Below are 18,639 nucleotides of genomic sequence, written 5' to 3' on the forward strand. Positions count from 1 at the left end.
TATACACGTAACTCCATTTCTTTTGTCTTGTTTCTCGACAATTCAAGTATAAAAGAATTGGATGTTTACGTGTTTTTTTTATGAATAAAAAGTTGTGTTCAAACCCCAACAAATATTATAGAGCCTATTTTTAAAGATTCCTTTATAAAAAAAAACACAGGCAAAAGGAGCCTGTGCGAAACATGAATATATATGTTTCAAAAGGGGGTCAATTTCTACCTCTATCATACAGAACAAATGTTTCAATGCTGTTACAATAGGTTTAAATTGGTATTATTTTTTGTAAAATTTACCCTAAATTTTAAGCCTGACGTGCTTTTTGTTTTTCTAAAAGTTCTTCTACATAGTGCTGAGCACTTTGCGCGGCAATACTTCCATCACCAGTAGCCGTAACAATTTGACGCAATGATTTTTCACGAATATCACCTGCAGCAAAAATTCCTGGTACACGAGTTTCCATTTTTTCATCGGTTTCAATATAGCCTGCGCTATTGGTAATCCCCAGATTTGCAAATGGTTTGGAGAGCGGAACCATCCCGATGTAAATAAAGACTCCATCAGTCTTAAACTCACGCTCTTCGCCCGTTTCAGTTGAAACAAGAGTGACGCTGCTGACTTTTCCATTTTCCCCGTGGATTTCTTTAACGGTATGATTCCAAATGAAATCAACCTTCTCATTTTCAAAGGCACGCTTCTGCAAAATTTTCTGAGCGCGCAATTCATCACGGCGATGGACAATCGTTACTTTTGAGGCAAACCGGGTTAAGTAAACACCCTCTTCAACAGCAGAGTCTCCGCCGCCAACGACAACTAATTCTCTTTGCTTAAAGAACGCTCCATCACAAACCGCACAGTAGGATACACCGCGTCCGCCATATTCGTTTTCACCAGGTACGCCTAATTTTTTGTATTCAGCACCTGTTGCAATAATGACAGCTCTGGCTTTGTATTCTTTAGAACCTGCTTTGACAATTTTATATTCTTCGCCATCAACAATCTCTTTAATGTCACCATAAGCGTATTCGGCTCCAAATTTTTTAGCATGTTCAAACATTTTATTCGATAAATCTGGACCTAGTATGCTTTCAAATCCAGGATAGTTTTCAACATCTTCTGTGTTGGCCATTTGTCCGCCAGGAACTCCACGCTCAATCATGAGAGTGGACAGATTTGCACGCGATGTATAAACAGCAGCTGTCATACCTGCAGGACCAGCACCAGCGATTATGACATCATAAATTTTTTCTTCAGCCACTGGACTGTCACTCCTTTTACAGTACTAAAATATAGTGTTCCCATCTATCGTATAGTTTACGGACGAAATCGTCTAATATAATGCTTAGAAAAATTTTCTACAGCAATACCTTTTTAATTTCCTGAGTATATTTCCGCAATGAATAAACAGAAACACCAGCGACATCCGCAGCATCTTTCTGAGTAACAGCCTCTCCTCTTAGCTTTTTCCAAAAGTAAAAAAGAGCGCCCGCCAATGCATTTGCATCCTGCAGCGGTTTTCCTTTTAATTCAAGAAATGCTGTAAACCAGGTTAAAAACAAACCGCTATTTTTCCAGGTAATGGTTTTCCCTTCCCAGTTATAAAGGTTTAAAGCTACCTGATGTGCAATCGAAATCGATAAACCATTCGATTCCTCTTCCCATTTTTCAGATAGACAATAGTTGAAATACTGCAGTTCATCAGCAGATAGCGGAGATATTCGGAGAGTCCGTTTCGATATCCATAGTTTTTTATCATCCGATACCGTTAATAAAAATAAGGCAAATAAACGTTGAGGGTCTTCTTCGCTTTTCCAGATTCTTTCGATCATAGCAGGATCATTGATTAACATTCGTTCATCCTGAATCCAGGGCTCCTGCCCTTTTCGTTCAGGAGACAATTCAATCACCCGTTTCCACATATCCTTTGCGAATTCCTTTTTCCCCGTATAGTAAGCAGAAACTGAAAGCCAGTAAAAGAAAGCACCGTCTCCATCAAATCCTTGTTTCTGAAGCTTGCGCAACCATTGATAGGCCAGTTCATACTTTCCAATCAAGGCAAAGGTTGCGCCTAATTTGTAACGATGCTCAAGCATAATCGGATGAATATTTTTCAATGTATCGTACAAATTATGAACCTGATGAAAATCTTTTTGATAATGGGCAAAAATCAAGGAATTACATAAAGCATGCAGATTTCCGGGATTTTTTTCTAATACCGTTTCTAAGACTTGATTCGCCCTTTTTACATTTCCTAAATAAAAATGGGCCAAGGCTAAGTTATTGTAAGCTGACCAGTAATCCGGATGAGATTCAATCACATCATTAAGCAGGTCAATCGCCTTTTCAAATTCACCCGCTTCTAAGCATAAACGGGCCTCATCCTGCTGGCGAATTAATTCATCTTCTTCCTCTAAATCAGCATCATCCAAGCCAAGCTCCATTGATATAATTTCAAGCAATTCCTCGGCATCATCACGAAAATCGCCGTTTGGTTCAGCTTCTACATATTTTTGCGCATTTTGAAATGCTTCTCTAAAATGCCCTAAATAAGCATAATTGTTTGCCAGAAAATAGTAGCATTCCGTCATATGGTCATCCAATTGCTCCAAGATTAGATGAAGAAGCTCATTGGAGGATTGGTACTGTCCAATTTCCGTATGCACCATCGCAAGCTGACAAGCAATTAGAGGCTCTGAAGGCTCTAGATGATAAGCTCGTTCTAAATATTTCTTCGCTTTATTCAAATCCCCTCGATGATACGCTTTTAACCCCTTTGTGAAGTAGTACTCTCCCGTAGGGGTAAATGAAAGGATTTTTCCACTTGTCTGCTCTACTTTGAAATGTTTACTCATGAAATCCTCCGTCTAATCTTAGTAACTACAGTAGTATACCATATGTGGGGCAAGGCGAGAAGGTATAAGGGAAGAATTGGGATTGTCCATTTTTGGATTTTCACAGGTACAGGGTTGGGATGCTTGATCCAGATTCTGAGTTCAGTTATGTCGCGCTTGGGTTCGGTTAAATACTTGTGAGTGCGGTTATCTCGTGATTAAGTTCGGTTATATACTCTTGAGTGCGGTTATCTCGTGTGTTTAAGTTCGGTTAAATACTTGTGAGTGCGGTTATCTCGTTGCTAAGTCCGGTTAAATACTTGTGAGTGCGGTTATCTCGTGATTAAGTTCGGTTATATACTCTTGAGTGCGGTTATCTCGTGTGTTTAAGTTCGGTTAAATACTTGTGAGTGCGGTTATCTCGTTGCTAAGTCCGGTTAAATACTTGTGAGTGCGGTTATCTCGTGATTAAGTTCGGTTATATACTCTTGAGTGCGGTTATCTCGTGTGTTTAAGTTCGGTTAAATACTTGTGAGTGCGGTTATCTCGTTGCTAAGTCCGGTTAAATACTTGTGAGTGCGGTTATAGCCCTCCTGAGTTCAGTTATTTATTCTTGAGTTCGTTTATTACCCTTCTGAATTCGGTTATCGATTCTTGAGTTCGTTTATTTTACCTCTAAGTTCTGTTATCTCACGCTTCAGTTCGGTTATCCACTTCTAAGTTCTGTTATCAGCCCCTGAGTTCGCTTATTTCACCACCGCCTCTTTTAAAAATGCAAAAAAATCTATCAGTGAGTACCAATGCACTAAAAAAACGACGCATGCATACGTCGTTTTGTCGAATCCGTCATTCTTTTGTATGTCTTTCCTTTAATACTTTCAAAACTTCCGTAAAAGGCAGATCTTGTTCTTTCAGTAAAACAAGAAGGTGATAGATCAAATCAGCTGCTTCCCATTTAAGCTCGCCATGGTCGCGATTTTTCGCTGCAATGATCACTTCTGATGCCTCTTCCCCAACCTTTTTAAGAATCTTATCTACTCCCTTTTCAAATAGATAAGTGGTATAAGAGCCTTCGGGTCGCTCCGCTTCCCGCTGCGCTACTACCTTTTCTAACTCAAGTAAAAATTCGGCTGAAACGCTAGATTCTGCAACGGTCTTGTCTTCATAAAATGTTTTCGTAAAACAGCTGGCTGTGCCATTATGGCACGCTGGTCCATTAGGAATCACTTGAACCACAATCGCGTCACCATCACAGTCATACGTCATCGATACGATTTTTTGCGTATGTCCGCTTGTGGCACCTTTATGCCATAACTCCTGACGCGAACGACTATAAAACCAAGTTTCCTTTGTTTCGATAGACTTTTGCAAAGATTCTTTGTTCATAAAGGCAAGTGTTAAAACTTCCTTTGTTTCAAAGTCTTGAACAATAGCAGGAACGAGGCCATTTTCGTCAAATTTTATTTCGTTTACGTTCATCGTACATGTACCCCCTGTTCCTTTAAATAATCCTTCACTTCTTTGACAGAGGTTTCTTTATAATGAAAAATCGAGGCTGCCAATGCTGCATCTGCTCCTGCTTCTTCAAAAACCTCAAGGAAATCCTCTTTCTTGCCGGCGCCACCAGAAGCAATCACCGGTACACTCACAGCATTATTGATAGCCTTTGTCAGTGCTACATCGAAGCCCGCTTTCTCCCCATCAGCGTCCATTGAAGTGAGCAGAATTTCCCCTGCTCCCAATTCTACTGCTTGTTTCGCCCAGGAAATAGCATCCAGCCCGGTTTCTTTCCGTCCCCCGTGAGTATAAACTTTCCACGTTCCAAGCTCTTCATGGTATTTTGCATCGATCGCCAAAACCATACATTGAGACCCAAAGTAGTCGGCTCCTTCACGGATTAATTCAGGATTTAAAATGGCGGCTGTATTGATACTAACCTTATCAGCTCCAGCCCTCAACATTCGCTTCATATCCTCTAAGCTTCCGATTCCGCCTCCAACTGTAAAGGGGATCGCTAATTCAGATGCTACTTGGCGAACAACGTCTTCCATGGTTTTTCTCCCCTCATGGGAAGCGGAAATATCCAAGAATACGAGTTCATCCGCACCTTGTTCATCATAAAATCGGGCAAGCTCCACCGGGTCGCCAGCATCCCGAAGCTGGACGAATTGAATTCCTTTCACAACCCGTCCTTCTTTTACATCCAGACAAGGGATAATCCGTTTCGTAATCATGACGATACCTCCTCAATAGCCTCTCGCAGTGTGAAACGCTGCTCGTAAAGGGCTTTCCCGACGATTGCCCCTTTAATCCCTTTGTCCGCCAATTTTCGGAGTGCCCGCAAATCTTCTAAAGAACTGATCCCGCCAGAAGCAATAATGTTTTTACCCGTAACTTCCGCAATTTGCAGCAGGGATTCGATATTTGGGCCAGAGAGCATTCCATCCTTTGCAATATCCGTACAAATAAAGGTTTCAGCTCCTGCTTCTGCCAGTTCTTTTCCTAATTCCACTGCCGTTAAAGAAGAGGTCGATAACCATCCATGAGTCGCAACATACCCTTCCTTGGCATCAATTCCAATCGCAAGCTTTGCACCATATTTTTTCAGCATGTCTTTAACAAAATCCCGATTGGTCACGGCGATACTCCCAAGGATGACGCGGTCAACCCCGTTTTCCAAGTAAAATTCAATATCTGCCTCTGAGCGTATACCTCCTCCAATTTGAATCGAGGAGGTCAATTTTTTCGCTGCTTGTACGACAAAGGGATGATTGATTTTTTCACCAGCCTTGGCCCCGTCTAAATCAACCATATGAATCCAAGCAGCTCCGTCATTAGCGAATTGTTCGGCCATGTCAAATGGTGAATCACCGTATACGGTTTCTTGGCTGTAATCCCCTTGGATGAGCCTTACACATTTTCCTCCGCGCATATCAATCGCAGGATATATTGTAAATGACATCAGCTTCTCTCTCCTTGACCTGCTAGCTTTGTAAAATTAGATAACAGCTGCATTCCTAGCTTGCTGCTTTTTTCCGGATGAAATTGCATCCCAAATATATGGTCTCTGCCTACAATTGCTGGTACTTTTACATCAAAATAGTCACTGTAGGCAATGACAGCATCCTCGTCTGCCCGAACATAGTAAGAGTGGACAAAATAGGCAAAATCCTCCTCTAATCCAGATAACAGTTGATTGTCCCGCTTATGAAACACGAGATTATTCCAGCCAATATGAGGTACTTTATACGTTTGGTTTTCCTCTGTTTTTCCCGGAAAGCGAACCACTTCACCTTCTAACAGCCCCAACCCATTATGTTCACCGTGCTCCTCACTTTTGGTAAACAAAAGCTGCATTCCTAAGCAGATTCCAAGTAAAGGGATACCTTCTGCAGCTTTCCGTTCAATAAAGGGAACCATATCCGTCTCGGTCAGTTTTTTCATCGCATCGGGAAAAGCCCCGACTCCAGGAAGAATCAATCCGGAAGCTGTTTCTAGCTCGTCTATTGATTCAGAAACGAAAAAAGGAGCCTTAAGCCGTTCTAATGCTTTTTGGACACTGAAAAGGTTCCCCATCCCGTAATCAATCACACCAATCATTTATAACATCCCTTTCGTTGATGGAATCCCCTTAACGCGCGGATCAATCGAAGTCGCTTCGTCTAATGCTCTTCCTAATGCTTTGAAGACTGCTTCTATCATATGGTGAGTGTTAGAACCGTAATGGATTATGACGTGTAAATTCATGCGGGCCTCAATCGCCAGTTTCCATAAAAATTCATGAACAAGCTCCGTATCAAAGGTTCCGACTTTGGCTGCCGGAAGTACTCCGCGAAATTCCAGGTGCGGTCGATTACTTAAATCAACCACAACCTGGGCCAGAGCCTCGTCCATTGGCACAAACGCATTCCCATAGCGCTTAATTCCCTTTTTGTCGCCAAGCGCGTCTTTTAATGCTTGTCCTAAACATATCCCAATATCCTCGGTCGTATGGTGATCATCGATTTCCACATCACCGCTAGCATTGACGGTCAGATTAAAATGACCATGCTTTGTAAAAAGATCAAGCATATGGGTTAAAAATGGGACAGGCGTGTATAATTCCGATTTCCCTTCTCCATCAATCGCAAATGCCAAATCAATTTGAGTTTCTTTTGTCTGTCTCGAAACAGAGGCTTCCCTTGCTGTCATCTATATTTCCTCCTTGAACCGGCTTTCAATCGCCCTTGCATGAGCTTCTAGTCCTTCTAAACGAGCAAAGGCAGCAATTTTATTTGCATTTTGTTTAAAAGCTTCCTCACTGTATAAAATCACACTTGATTTTTTCTGGTAGTCATCCAGATTGAGCGGACTTGAAAAACGAGCAGTTCCGTTTGTCGGGAGAACGTGATTCGTACCGGCAAAATAGTCTCCGACTGGCTCACTGCTGTAGCGGCCAACAAAAATAGCTCCAGCGTGTTTAATTTTTGCCAATGTTTCCTGAGCTTTTTCAATGATCATTTCTAAATGCTCAGGAGCTAGCGCATTTACTACCTCGATAGCTGCATCTAAGCTGTCAGTTACATAAATCGCTCCATAATCTTCAATGGACGCTCGTGCTATTTGTTCGCGCGGCAATGTTCTAAGCTGCAGCTCAACTTCTCTTTGAACAGCTTCTGCCAAGCTTTTAGAAGTCGTTACTAAACAGCAAGAAGAACGCGGGTCATGCTCTGCTTGCGATAAAAGGTCCGCAGCCACTTCATGCGGTTTAGCCGTTTCATCCGCTAGAACGACAATTTCAGAAGGTCCTGCAATCATATCTATATCGACAATCCCGAATACTTCTCGTTTGGCTAGAGCCACATAAATATTGCCTGGTCCTACAATTTTATCTACAGGGGCAATGGTTCGGGTTCCATAAGCTAGTGCAGCAACCGCCTGCGCTCCACCTACCTTGTAGATTTCGGTCACACCTGCTTCTTTTGCAGCGACCAATACACTAGGATTTATCGTTCCATCCTTTTGTGGTGGAGATACCATCACGATTCGTTCCACTCCAGCAACAACTGCCGGAACAACCGTCATTAAAACGGAGGATGGATAGGCAGCGGTTCCTCCTGGGACATAGACTCCGACCGAATCCAGCGGCGTCACTTTTTGCCCCAAAATCGTTCCATCCGTTCTAGTCATCATCCAGCCCGTTTTCTTTTGCTTCTCATGGTATTCCCGGATGTTTCGTGCTGCTTGCCTCATAATCTCTACGAGAGAAGAATCAATTTTTTCATAGGCCTCCGTCATCTCTTTTTCTGAAACAGTTAAAGTGGTCAGTGCTACCCCATCAAATTGCTTTGTAAAATGATAGAGTGCATCATCCCCTGTTTTTCGGACCTCTTCTAAAATATCAAGCACCGCTTTTCGCTGTTCCAATGTCCCGTTTTCAACGGATCTGCGAAGCGACGGAGCATCGAAGCTCGTATAGATTTTCACCTAAAGACCTCCTTTTTCAACCACTTCAGTCAGACGATTCACCATGTCATGGACTATCTGATCCTTTAACCGGTAGCTGACAGGGTTCACAATAAGCCTCGAAGTAATCGATACAATTTTTTCGTATTCAACTAAGCCGTTTTCTTTTAACGTTCTCCCGGTTGATACGATATCTACAATTCGGTCGGCTAAGCCAATGAGAGGGGCTAATTCTATCGAACCGTTTAGCTTTATAATTTCGACCTGCTCACCCTTCGCTCTAAAAAAGCTCGACGCTACGTTCGGATATTTCGTTGCGATTTTCGGAGCTACTTCGTTCAGTTCTGTACGTGGCAGCCCCGCTACTGCCAGATAGCAGTGGCTGATTTGCAAGTCTAACAGCTCATACACGTCACGTTCTTCTTCAAGCATGACATCCTTACCCGCAATCCCAATATCCGCAACCCCATGCTCGACATAGGTCGGGACGTCCATCGGCTTGGCGAGAATGAACCTCATCCCTTCCTCCTCGACCTCAATGATCAGTTTCCGCGATTCATCAAAGTCTGGTGGAATCTGGTAACCTGCCCGCCGCAATAAATCGAGTGCTTCGTCAAAAATTCTTCCTTTTGGCAGTGCGATCGTCAGCCAGTCCCTCATGCGTCCCTCCCCCTTTCACCAAAAAAGTAGTAAACATCAGCAAACGATTTTACGAACTTATCGAGATCCTTAATCCCAGAAATATCCTGAATAATAACCGCCTGTCCCTGATTCCGAAGTTCTATAGCCTTCTCAATCGCCATTTTGCGGTGCTCCGCACTATATATAATCAGGATCGTCTCATCTGTTTCTTCATCAAAATGCAAGGCTTCTAATAATCTATCAATATAAATACCGAACCCTGTAGCAGCTTCATTGATGCCAAATTGACGGACAAGCTTATCATAACGTCCGCCGTTTCCAATCGGAAAACCTACCTGACTGGCGTAAGCCTCAAATAAAATCCCTGTGTAGTAAGTCATATGGCTTACAAGCGTTAAATCCAGCTTGATAAACTCTTTCACTCCGTAATCACACAAAATACAAAATAGTAATTCCAACTGCTGAATCGCTTCAAGAACAGCCGGATCTGAAGAAAGTTCTTTTGCCCGTTCAATAATCGACTCGTCCCCAATTAAATTTAAAAATTGATTGAGTCTCTCTTTATCGATTGATGAAAGCGAGAGTGCCTGAATATGCTCTCGGTACCCGACGTAATTTTTTTCGAATAAAAACCGCTTTAACCCCTGGACTCTTTCCTCCGTTCCTAAAACCTCAAAGAAAAAGGAATCTACAAACTTTACATGGCCAATCGCTAATGTAAATCCATCAAGTCCTGCTTTTCGCAGAGAAGAGACAAGCAAGGCAATCACTTCCCCGTCTGCACTAATCGTGGAGTCCCCGATTAATTCAACTCCAGCCTGTGAAAACTCAGCTGGCCGCCCTCCTTCCCGCTGCTGTGAACGAAAAACGTTAGCCTGATAGCTTAATCGTAAAGGTGTAGAGTCCTGAGCTAGCTTTGATGCGGCAACCCTGGCAATTGGTGCAGTCATATCCGGACGAAGTACGAGGGTATGGCCCTGCTGATCTAATAATTTAAAAAGCTTTTGGTCATCAATCGCCGACGTTCTTCCCGTGGTTTCATAATATTCTAAGGTCGGCGTCTCAATCATTTGATACCCCCAGCTTTTCAACTCGGTTTCCAATTGCTGAACAACTTTTCGCTTTCTTTTATATATCTTAGGAAGCGTATCCCGCATCCCAAGCGGCTTCTCAAACATAAATGGCTTTGTCATAAAATCAAATCACCTATTCAGGAAATATTCAAAATCCTTTAGTTCGCTAATATGGTAGTAAATTAAAGTTAATAGTAGTGTACTCCTTCCTCTTAGTTTCGTCAATGGAAAGAAGAGATATTATGGGATTTATTTTTGAAAAATAAAATAACCCCATTTGTCACAAATCAATTTTCGCTTTTTCATTAAAATGCTGGTTTTCATTCGAATAACGGAATGAGGATCCGCCAAACTTATCTAATGGTTCCTCATTCTGCTACGGATACTATTTGCACCAGGCTGGCACAACCCCGTTCGAAATGCATGATTTTACAGATTCAAAAAATTTTCACTGCCGCGTCGAATCAACCTCTTTGCTTAAATTTTAACGAATAAAAAAAACAAGAACAGCTCTTACGAACCATTCTTGTTTCTTTCTGCGTCCTGCTTTTCCCGCAGCTCCCGTTCTTCTTTTGTATAAATGATACGCATTGGATTGCCTCCGACAAACGAGCCTGCCGGGACATCCTTATGCACTAAAGTACCTGCAGATACTATAGCACCATCCCCAATGGTTACACCCGGCAAAATCGTTGTATTAGCACCGATCATCACTTCGTCTCCAATGATAACCGGTCCGAGCCGGTACTCTTTAATTAAATACTCGTGTGCAAGGATCGTTGTATTATAGCCAATCACCGTATTTCGGCCCACCTTAATTTTTTCAGGAAACATGACATCGAGCATGACCATGAGGGCAAATGATGTTTTTTCTCCTATCTCCATTCTTAAGAAAACGCGGTAGAGCCAACTTTTCACAGAGAGAAAGGGTGTGTATCGGGCAAGCTGAATTACAATAAAATTTTTGACAACTTTCCAAAAGGGAACTGTTTTATAAACATGCCACAAAGAATTGGCACCTTCCACAGGGAAACGTTCGGTTTTTCTCATTAATCTTCCACACCCAGGATCTTTAATAGGTCTTTCATATTTTGAAGCATATAGTCTGGCTTGAATTGGGCCAGATAGTCTTCACCTTTAACAGACCAGGCTACAGCGGCCGTCATTGTTCCAGCGTTTTTCCCGCCTAAAATATCGTGATGATTATCTCCGACCATGATTGTATTTTCTGGTTTGGAATCAAGCAGCTGCAATGCTTTTTCTATCGGCTCCGGATCAGGCTTTGCTTTTTTAACATCATCTAAAGCAACGATTACCGGAAAAAATGGATCAAGCTTCGTTAACTTTAGTCCTTTTAGCACGGTTTCTCTAATTTTAGTTGTGACAATGCCAATTTTGTACCCATTGCGAATCAATGCCTCCACTGTTTCATACACACCTTCAAATTCTTTGACTAACCGATCATGTTCACGGTGATTGAATTCACGGTATGTTCCAATCATCTCTTCTACTTTAGTGGGGTTTAATTTTTCAAATGTTTCCTGCAAGGTTGGTCCCATAAAGGGAAGAACATGCTCGCGCTCATACTGACCGGGAAAATAGTTTTCCATCGTATGAAGAAATGATTGAATGATTAATTCGTTGGTATCGATTAATGTTCCATCTAAGTCAAATAATACTGTGTCAATTTGTATGTCCATACGAAGGTTCCTTTCTTTTATTCCAGTCCATCCGTTTCCAAACTGCTGCAACCACTATAGTCAGGAGGATAGCCGTACAAAGCCTAATAATAAATAATGGAAGAATCGGTATGCCTAAAGGGACAAAAATCAAAGTATCCTCAACAACCGCGTGACAGGCAACCAGGAAGATAAATGCTAAGGTCGCATCCTTTTTACTGACACCATCCTCCTTCACTGCCTGTATCATAATACCGGCACCGTACGCTAATCCAATCGTCAGACCCGCCACTAGAGTCATCGATGTGTTTGCCTGCATACCTAAGCCCCTAGTAATTGGCTCCATTTTTTTCGAGAATGCTTCCAGCCATTTTAAATCTTTTAGAATTTGTATAACAATCATGAGCGGAATCACAATCAGAGCAAGCTGTAATATCCCTAATGCAGCTTTTTCTAATCCCGCCAAGATAATCGCACTCCATGTATCAGGAGTACTGGTTTCAGCTGGAACCAGGCCATAGCGGGCAATTTCACCGCCGCCCTTCCAGAGCAAATGAATAAGAATCGCACCAAGTGCAGCCAATCCAAGCCGCACAACAAGCACGACCCAAAGCTTCACTCCTACTTTTAAGGCAACACCTGTCTCAACAAATAAATTATGAGAGAAAGAAAGCATGACTGCTAAAATAAATACTTCCTTCACAGTTAATTCAATCGATAAAATCGCCCCAATCGCAGCATACAGATTCAGAACATTCCCAAGCACTAAAGGAATAGCGGCATCGCCGCTCAGTCCAAAAACACCCATAATCGGGGAAATCAAATCAATCAGCCAAGGTAAAACAGGTGTATATTGTAAAATGGAAACAAGCAACGTAATCGGGAAAATAACTTTTCCTAATGTCCATGCTGTTTTTAAACCCACCATGAGTCCTTTTTTACATGACGAGATAAGCATTGCCAACATTCCTCCAAGTGTTCGCTAGTTGTCTAAGTACCTTTCACGCGCATAGCCCTTCATTCTTCTAAATACTATAATTGCAATGCTCACTACAATCAATACAAGGGACAGCACTTGCGCAACCCGCAAAAATTCAGTAAGCATTAAGCTATCCGTCCGCATGCCTTCGACAAAGAAGCGGCCGATTGAATACCAGATGAGATAAGATAAGAAGATTTCGCCTCTGCGCAAGTTGACTCTGCGCAACCCAAGCAGAACGAAAATCCCGACAAAATTCCAAAGAGATTCATATAGAAAAGTCGGATGGTGATACGCACCTTGAATGTACATTTGATTAATAATCCAATCGGGTATAAATAGGCTTTCTAAAAATTCTCTGCTTACTTCCCCGCCATAAGCCTCCTGGTTCATAAAATTTCCCCAGCGGCCAATCGCTTGACCAACCAATAAACTCGGGGCAACAATATCAGCTAGCTTCCAGAAAGAGATTCCTTTTATTCTGCAAAAAATAACTGCGGTTGCAACGGCACCGATCAGCGCTCCATGAATTGCAATTCCGCCTTCCCAGATTTTTATGATATCCCCCGGATTTTGTGAATAATAATCCCATTGAAAAATGACGTAGTAGATTCTTGCACATACAATACTGATGGGAACTGCCCAAAGCAGTAAATCTGCAATAACTTCGCTATCAATTCCCCTTTTCTTTCCCTCACGAACTGCCATTAAAAAGGCGATTGCAATCCCAAGACCAATTAAGATTCCATACCATCTGACATCTAGAGCTCCAATCGAGAATGCAATTGGATCAATTGGTGTAATTGTACTCTCCACTAAACCTCATCCTCTCCTATGAATGATCGTGATCACTATCCTCAATTACATCGTGCAAACGATTTGTAAACTGTTCGGCCGCATTTAATCCCATACGTTTCAGGCGGAAATTCATGGCTGCCACTTCAATGATAACCGCTAAATTTCGTCCTGGACGGACCGGAATCGTTAATCTTGGCAATTCCGTATCGATAATTTTTATTTTTTCTTCGTCCAGTCCAAGGCGGTCGTACTGTTTGTTTGGGTCCCAAAGTTCAAGATTCATAACGATTGTAATCCGCTTATAAGAGCGTACAGCTCCAGCTCCAAATAAGGTCATCACATTGATAATCCCTAATCCGCGGATTTCAAGTAAGTGTTCTATGAGCTCTGGTGCACTTCCAACCAGCGTATTTTCATCTTCCTGTCTGATTTCCACACAATCATCAGCAACGAGACGGTGTCCCCTTTTGATTAGTTCCAACGCAGTTTCACTTTTGCCAACTCCGCTCTTGCCAGTAATTAATACACCTACTCCATACACATCCACCAATACACCGTGCATTGCGGTTGATGGTGCAAGCATACTTTCCAGATAGTTGGTTAACCGGCTCGACAATCGGGTTGTCTTTAGATTCGATTTCATGACAGGCACAGATTCCCGATTGGAAGCTTCAATCAGCTCCTCAGGAATCTCTAAATCCCTAGAAACAATAATCGCTGGCGTAATGTCTGTACAGAGCCGTTCCATTCTTTCCCTTTTCTCAGAAGATGAAAGCTGACTGAAAAAAGTTAACTCTGTTTTACCAAGGAGCTGAACCCGCTCTGCTGGATAATATTCAAAAAAACCAGCCATCTCCAATCCGGGACGGCTTAGGTCACTAGTCATAATCGGGCGATTAATCCCTTCTTCGCCACTTACCAGTTCCAGGTCAAATTTTTCTATTAAATCTTTTGTTCGCACTTTTGCCATGCAAAATCCTCCTCCTTCACTATATTGGAGAACATTATAGTTATATCAAAAAACAGCCCTGCTTTATAACTTTTAGTTTAGTAAACCAAAACAGGCATTGATAATATATACATTTGGAATAATAGAAGTTGGTTGTCTCTTTTATTCGTGATCTCATGAAGGTATAGTTCCACTCTACATTGTAACCCATCTTGTGTCACGTTTGAAATGTACAGTTTTTAAATAATGTGTTAATAATATTTGTATATACCAATTGTACAATTTATTAATTAATTACTAAATTTATAGCAGTTTTCCCTTTATTCTGCTTTGAGATAGGCTAAAGTGGTATAGACATTTAATCCTTCCTTTACTATACTAAAAGAAAAAGGATCAGGAGATGTTCAAATGTTTGGAAGTACGGAATGGCTACTAATTAATGGGGAAATTTATACCGAGGACAAAGTAATCGAGAATGGATATATTCATATTGCAGATGGCTCAATCCGTTCAGTCGGTTCAATGGAAACAGCCCCTGTACATATCGAAAATCAATTCGATGCAAAAGGGCAAAAGGTTGTGCCGGGATTTATCGATGTGCATATTCACGGCGTAGGCGGAGCCGATACGATGGATGCATCTGATGAGGCATATGAAACGATGGCAAGAACTTTGCCCCAGGAAGGTACGACTAGCTTTCTGGCGACAACCGCCACACAAAGCATTGAAGCAATAGAAGCAGCTCTAAAAGCGATTGCCTCTTACCGTAAATCGGCAAACACGCCTGGAAAAGCTGAAATGGCCGGTGTCCATTTGGAAGGACCCTTTCTGCACCCTGATAAAGCAGGAGCACAGCATCCATCTTTTATCCAAGAGCCAAATATAGAGCTTTTTGAAAAGTGGCGTTCGCTTTCCGATGACAGTATTCGGATCGTTACTTTAGCACCTGAACGTCCAAACGGCTACGATTTAGTAGAATACTTAAAAAGCCATGGCATTATTGCCTCTATCGGCCATTCCAATGCTACTTATGATGAAGTTACACATGCAATTGGCAAAGGCTTAAGCCATGTCACCCATTTATATAATGCGATGCGACCGCTCCACCACCGGGACCCAGGCGTAGTCGGAGCCGCTCTTCTGCATCGCGAGCTGACTGCTGAAATCATAGCAGATGGAATTCATGTTCATCCTAAAATGATTCAGCACGCCATACAATCAAAAGGGACAGACCGAATCGTACTGATTACAGACTCGATGCGTGCCAAATGTCTAAAAAATGGAATATATGACTTAGGCGGTCAAGAAGTAAAAGTGGAAGGCAGAAAAGCAACACTGGCTAATGGAACTTTAGCAGGAAGCGTACTAAAAATGAAGGATGCAGTTAAGCTTATTATAGAAGATACTTCTTTTACATTGAAGGATTCGATTCAATTTACTTCAGTCAATCCCGCAAAAGAGCTGGGTCTCTTTGAAAGAAAAGGCAGCCTGTCCCCCGGTAAAGATGCAGATATTGTCTTGCTTGATCAGGAGTTTGATGTAACGTTAACAGTTTGCCGCGGAGAAATTGCTTATAGCAAGGAGGGATAATCGTGAGGATCATTGCATGTAAAGACTATCAGGAAATGAGTCAGACTGCAGCAAAAGAAATCATATCTCTTGTGAAAAAGCGAACCCCATGTACCCTTGGTTTAGCCACAGGTAGCACACCTGAGGGAGTATATCGTGAGCTTGTCCATGATTTTCAACAAGGGCAAACCTCATATTCTCATGTGACAAGTGTGAATCTGGATGAATATGTTGGCCTGCTGCAATCAGACCGGAACAGTTATCACTACTATATGCAGTCAAAACTCTTTCAGTATATTGACCTTCCGCGTAATCAACAGCTGATACCCGATGGAACTGCTAAAGATTTAGAAGCAGAATGTAAAAACTACGAAGAAAAGATTGTGAAGGCCGGAGGGGTAGATCTTCAGATATTAGGGATCGGACATAACGGGCATATTGGCTTTAACGAACCAGGTACTTCCTTTTTAAGCCGTACCCATGTGGTTGAGTTAGCAGAAAAAACACGGAAAGCCAACGCTCGCTTCTTTTCCAGTATGGATGATGTGCCTGCAAAAGCAATTACAATGGGAATCGCAACGATTATGGAAAGCAAACGGATTTTATTGCTGGTTTCGGGGCAATCAAAGGCAGACACAATTGCACGTCTTCTCGATGGAACGGTCGATGAATCATTCCCGGCTTCGATTTTAAATCTTCATGATGATGTTACCGTAATCGCTGATGAAGAAGCCTTATCAGCAATTAACCAAAACGAGATCAGAAAATCCTATTCAATCGGGTAAAAACGAGCCGGCCGAGACCCGACAGTGAGGCACAATCAAGGGGGAAAGGCGGATCGTTCGCCCAAAGCGAGTGGATTTATAACGTATATCAATATAGCTTAATCGAAAAAAATGAGCCCTGGTAAAGATGGATTACCAGGCTCATTTCTATTTGTATTTCTATTTTTTCTGCAGCGGTTTGATTACTGCCACATTAATAATTAAATTAGCAAGGGCCATTAAGATGGCTATAAAAACGGCAAAGCCAAAGCTGCTAATTTCAAAGGCGTCACCCATTAAGGAGTCTGTTATAACAAGGGTAATTGCATTAATCACAAAGAGGAAAAATCCTAATGTAATAAAAGTGACCGGAAGTGTCAGAATTACTAATATTGGCCGAACTATGATATTTAAAATCGACAAAACAAAGCTCGCAATGATGGAGGCAGTAAAACTCTCCACATAGAGCCCATCCGTGAAATACCCGGCCAATGCGATAAAAATAACAGCATTAATTATAATTCCAACAAGCCACTTCATTGTATAAAGAACCCCTTTAGTTTATAAATCTTTTTTATTACTTACCCTTCACTTCTACTTCTCAATCTTAATTCCTTCTTTTTTCTTTCCTTCTACTGTGACAGAGCCTGTTTTAGCTTCAGCAAAAATATAGGCCTTTGGCTCTCCCGATTTGGCAGTAAGGAAGGTAACCTTCTTTTGTAACACTTCACTTTTCTCAGCTTGAATATCAGCTTCAAGGTTTACATGAACGCTTCCAAGACTGGATTTTAGCTCTCCCTGTGCAACGATATCATCCGGTACTGTCAGATGGATGCTTCCTGTTCCAGCCTTCAGCCTGACTGTATGAACATCTGAGTTTTTCACATCACAAGTGACACTGCCATTTAAACACTGCATATCCACTTTATTAAATTCTCCAATTGCCGTCAACTTTCCATTAATCGACTCGCTCTCTAAGGTTTCAAGAAAGCAGGAATTTAAAGTGATAGATCCATTCGTTGACTCAGCATCTAAATGCTTTCCGCGAATGCCTTCTACAACGATTTGGCCATTCACTGATTTTAAAATCGTTTTATTGGCAAGAATCGATTCTGCTTTTATTGGCCCATTCATCAGTTTTACCCAAATCGATTCATACTGCTGTTTTGGGATATAAGCCACCGCATCAACTTTTAATATCTTCGGCTGAGAAACAAAGCGCAATCTTCCATCCTTCACAGCAAATATGGAACTCTTTAAAAAGACATTTCTTGCTTCATCCTGATCGTCTACCTTATATACCTTCGCTTGACATTCCAATCTTATGTCCTTTTCATCCCAAGGAATAATTTCAAGAGAACCATAAGGAATATCTATTTCCACCTCAGAAATTTGAGCATCTGTATGCTGAAAAATATGTGTGATTTCAACTCCTTTGATCCATTGCAGATCAAAATCAATTTCTTTTATTTTCTTTACAGCCTGATCGACAAAGTCAAAAAGTTTATTTTTCGCCTGCTGAAATGATTGGCTGGATGTGTACTGCTTGTTGGCATCCTTTGTATACTTTTCATCGTCAAAAAAAGGATCCTGTTTATCTAAATCAGTATAGATTTTAGGAGCAGCGTGTTCAGAAGCAGGGCTATAAGCTTTATTTTTCCCATTATACTGTTCCTCTAGCTTTTCAAGAAGCATTAAGCCTTCCTCAACTGTAATAGTCCCCTTCTCAACCATTTTTAATATCCGCTTTCTTTCTTCTTTCATTTGGTTTCCCTCCCAGTTTTCTGTATAAAACCTATAAATCAGATCTATCTAAAGTATAGCAATCAGCTTCAATAAAAAATCAGTCGCTAGCATGAGTCCTCTTACGTATGTAGACGTAATTTTATGCTTTATTGCTATAATCTGCTCTC

At 41.6% G+C, this 18,639-nt stretch carries 19 protein-coding genes; 2 read left to right on the plus strand and 17 right to left on the minus strand.

Annotated features, from left to right (window positions below; genetic code table 11):
- Positions 1–301 precede the first annotated feature (301 nt).
- From trxB to hprK, 15 genes are all read right to left on the minus strand, one after another.
- On the minus strand, positions 302–1,255 hold the full coding sequence (gene trxB / locus MLE14_RS08640; RefSeq protein ID WP_243297963.1) for a thioredoxin-disulfide reductase: 954 nt from the start codon (positions 1,253–1,255) through the stop codon (positions 302–304).
- A 97-nt stretch (positions 1,256–1,352) separates the two neighbouring features.
- Positions 1,353–2,849 carry a tetratricopeptide repeat protein gene (locus tag MLE14_RS08645; RefSeq protein ID WP_243297964.1) on the minus strand — a complete coding sequence of 499 codons (1,497 nt, stop codon included), beginning with the start codon at positions 2,847–2,849 and terminating at the stop codon, positions 1,353–1,355.
- 825 nt (positions 2,850–3,674) lie between these two features.
- Entirely contained in the window at positions 3,675–4,307 is a 633-nt protein-coding gene (hisIE, locus tag MLE14_RS08650) for a bifunctional phosphoribosyl-AMP cyclohydrolase/phosphoribosyl-ATP diphosphatase HisIE (RefSeq protein ID WP_243297965.1), read from the minus strand.
- On the minus strand, positions 4,304–5,062 hold the full coding sequence (hisF, locus tag MLE14_RS08655) for an imidazole glycerol phosphate synthase subunit HisF (protein WP_243297966.1): 759 nt from the start codon (positions 5,060–5,062) through the stop codon (positions 4,304–4,306). Before hisF ends, hisIE begins: the two co-directional genes overlap by 4 nt.
- The gene (hisA, locus tag MLE14_RS08660; RefSeq protein WP_243297967.1) at positions 5,059–5,790 is read right to left on the minus strand and encodes a 1-(5-phosphoribosyl)-5-[(5-phosphoribosylamino)methylideneamino]imidazole-4-carboxamide isomerase; all 732 of its coding nucleotides are present in this window, start codon (positions 5,788–5,790) and stop codon (positions 5,059–5,061) included. Before hisA ends, hisF begins: the two co-directional genes overlap by 4 nt.
- Positions 5,790–6,428: an imidazole glycerol phosphate synthase subunit HisH gene (gene hisH, locus MLE14_RS08665; protein WP_243297968.1), complete on the minus strand. Its 639-nt coding sequence runs from the start codon at positions 6,426–6,428 to the stop codon at positions 5,790–5,792. Before hisH ends, hisA begins: the two co-directional genes overlap by 1 nt.
- Positions 6,429–7,019, minus strand: coding sequence for an imidazoleglycerol-phosphate dehydratase HisB (hisB, locus tag MLE14_RS08670; protein ID WP_243297969.1), 591 nt, complete (start codon positions 7,017–7,019; stop codon positions 6,429–6,431). It abuts the gene before it with no gap.
- Positions 7,020–8,294, minus strand: coding sequence for a histidinol dehydrogenase (gene hisD, locus MLE14_RS08675; protein ID WP_243297970.1), 1,275 nt, complete (start codon positions 8,292–8,294; stop codon positions 7,020–7,022).
- On the minus strand, positions 8,295–8,933 hold the full coding sequence (gene hisG / locus MLE14_RS08680; protein ID WP_243297971.1) for an ATP phosphoribosyltransferase: 639 nt from the start codon (positions 8,931–8,933) through the stop codon (positions 8,295–8,297).
- Positions 8,930–10,108 carry an ATP phosphoribosyltransferase regulatory subunit gene (locus MLE14_RS08685; RefSeq protein ID WP_243297972.1) on the minus strand — a complete coding sequence of 393 codons (1,179 nt, stop codon included), beginning with the start codon at positions 10,106–10,108 and terminating at the stop codon, positions 8,930–8,932. The genes hisG and MLE14_RS08685 overlap by 4 nt, the downstream gene beginning before the upstream one ends.
- 393 nt (positions 10,109–10,501) lie before the next feature.
- On the minus strand, positions 10,502–11,038 hold the full coding sequence (locus MLE14_RS08690; protein WP_243297973.1) for an acyltransferase: 537 nt from the start codon (positions 11,036–11,038) through the stop codon (positions 10,502–10,504).
- On the minus strand, positions 11,038–11,682 hold the full coding sequence (ppaX, locus tag MLE14_RS08695) for a pyrophosphatase PpaX (protein ID WP_243298045.1): 645 nt from the start codon (positions 11,680–11,682) through the stop codon (positions 11,038–11,040). Before ppaX ends, MLE14_RS08690 begins: the two co-directional genes overlap by 1 nt.
- A complete protein-coding gene (locus tag MLE14_RS08700) occupies positions 11,672–12,625 on the minus strand; it encodes a nucleoside recognition domain-containing protein (protein ID WP_243297974.1) in 954 nt (317 codons plus the stop codon). The genes ppaX and MLE14_RS08700 overlap by 11 nt, the downstream gene beginning before the upstream one ends.
- Positions 12,626–12,649: 24 nt before the next feature.
- Positions 12,650–13,462 (minus strand): prolipoprotein diacylglyceryl transferase, encoded by an 813-nt coding sequence (lgt, locus tag MLE14_RS08705; protein WP_243297975.1) that lies wholly within the window; start codon positions 13,460–13,462, stop codon positions 12,650–12,652.
- A gap of 16 nt (positions 13,463–13,478) precedes the next feature.
- Complete coding sequence (gene hprK, locus MLE14_RS08710; RefSeq protein ID WP_243297976.1) at positions 13,479–14,414, minus strand: HPr(Ser) kinase/phosphatase; 936 nt, start codon at positions 14,412–14,414, stop codon at positions 13,479–13,481.
- Between the two features lie 387 nt (positions 14,415–14,801).
- On the opposite strand from hprK, the gene nagA reads away from it, so the two are divergent.
- Together nagA and nagB are read left to right on the plus strand one after the other, a co-directional pair.
- On the plus strand, positions 14,802–15,983 hold the full coding sequence (nagA, locus tag MLE14_RS08715) for an N-acetylglucosamine-6-phosphate deacetylase (RefSeq protein WP_243297977.1): 1,182 nt from the start codon (positions 14,802–14,804) through the stop codon (positions 15,981–15,983).
- Positions 15,984–15,985: 2 nt separating this feature from the next.
- A complete protein-coding gene (gene nagB, locus MLE14_RS08720) occupies positions 15,986–16,747 on the plus strand; it encodes a glucosamine-6-phosphate deaminase (protein WP_313897605.1) in 762 nt (253 codons plus the stop codon).
- 159 nt (positions 16,748–16,906) lie between these two features.
- On the opposite strand, the gene MLE14_RS08725 is transcribed toward nagB, so the two are convergent.
- Both MLE14_RS08725 and MLE14_RS08730 read right to left on the minus strand, forming a co-directional pair.
- Positions 16,907–17,266, minus strand: a complete 360-nt coding sequence (locus MLE14_RS08725) for a phage holin family protein (RefSeq protein WP_243297978.1) — start codon at positions 17,264–17,266, stop codon at positions 16,907–16,909.
- Between the two features lie 54 nt (positions 17,267–17,320).
- The gene (locus tag MLE14_RS08730) at positions 17,321–18,490 is read right to left on the minus strand and encodes a DUF4097 family beta strand repeat-containing protein (protein WP_243297979.1); all 1,170 of its coding nucleotides are present in this window, start codon (positions 18,488–18,490) and stop codon (positions 17,321–17,323) included.
- Positions 18,491–18,639: the final 149 nt, after the last annotated feature.

The sequence above is a fragment of the Bacillus litorisediminis genome (assembly GCF_022808645.1).
Classification (GTDB): domain Bacteria; phylum Bacillota; class Bacilli; order Bacillales; family JC228; genus Bacillus_BF; species Bacillus_BF litorisediminis.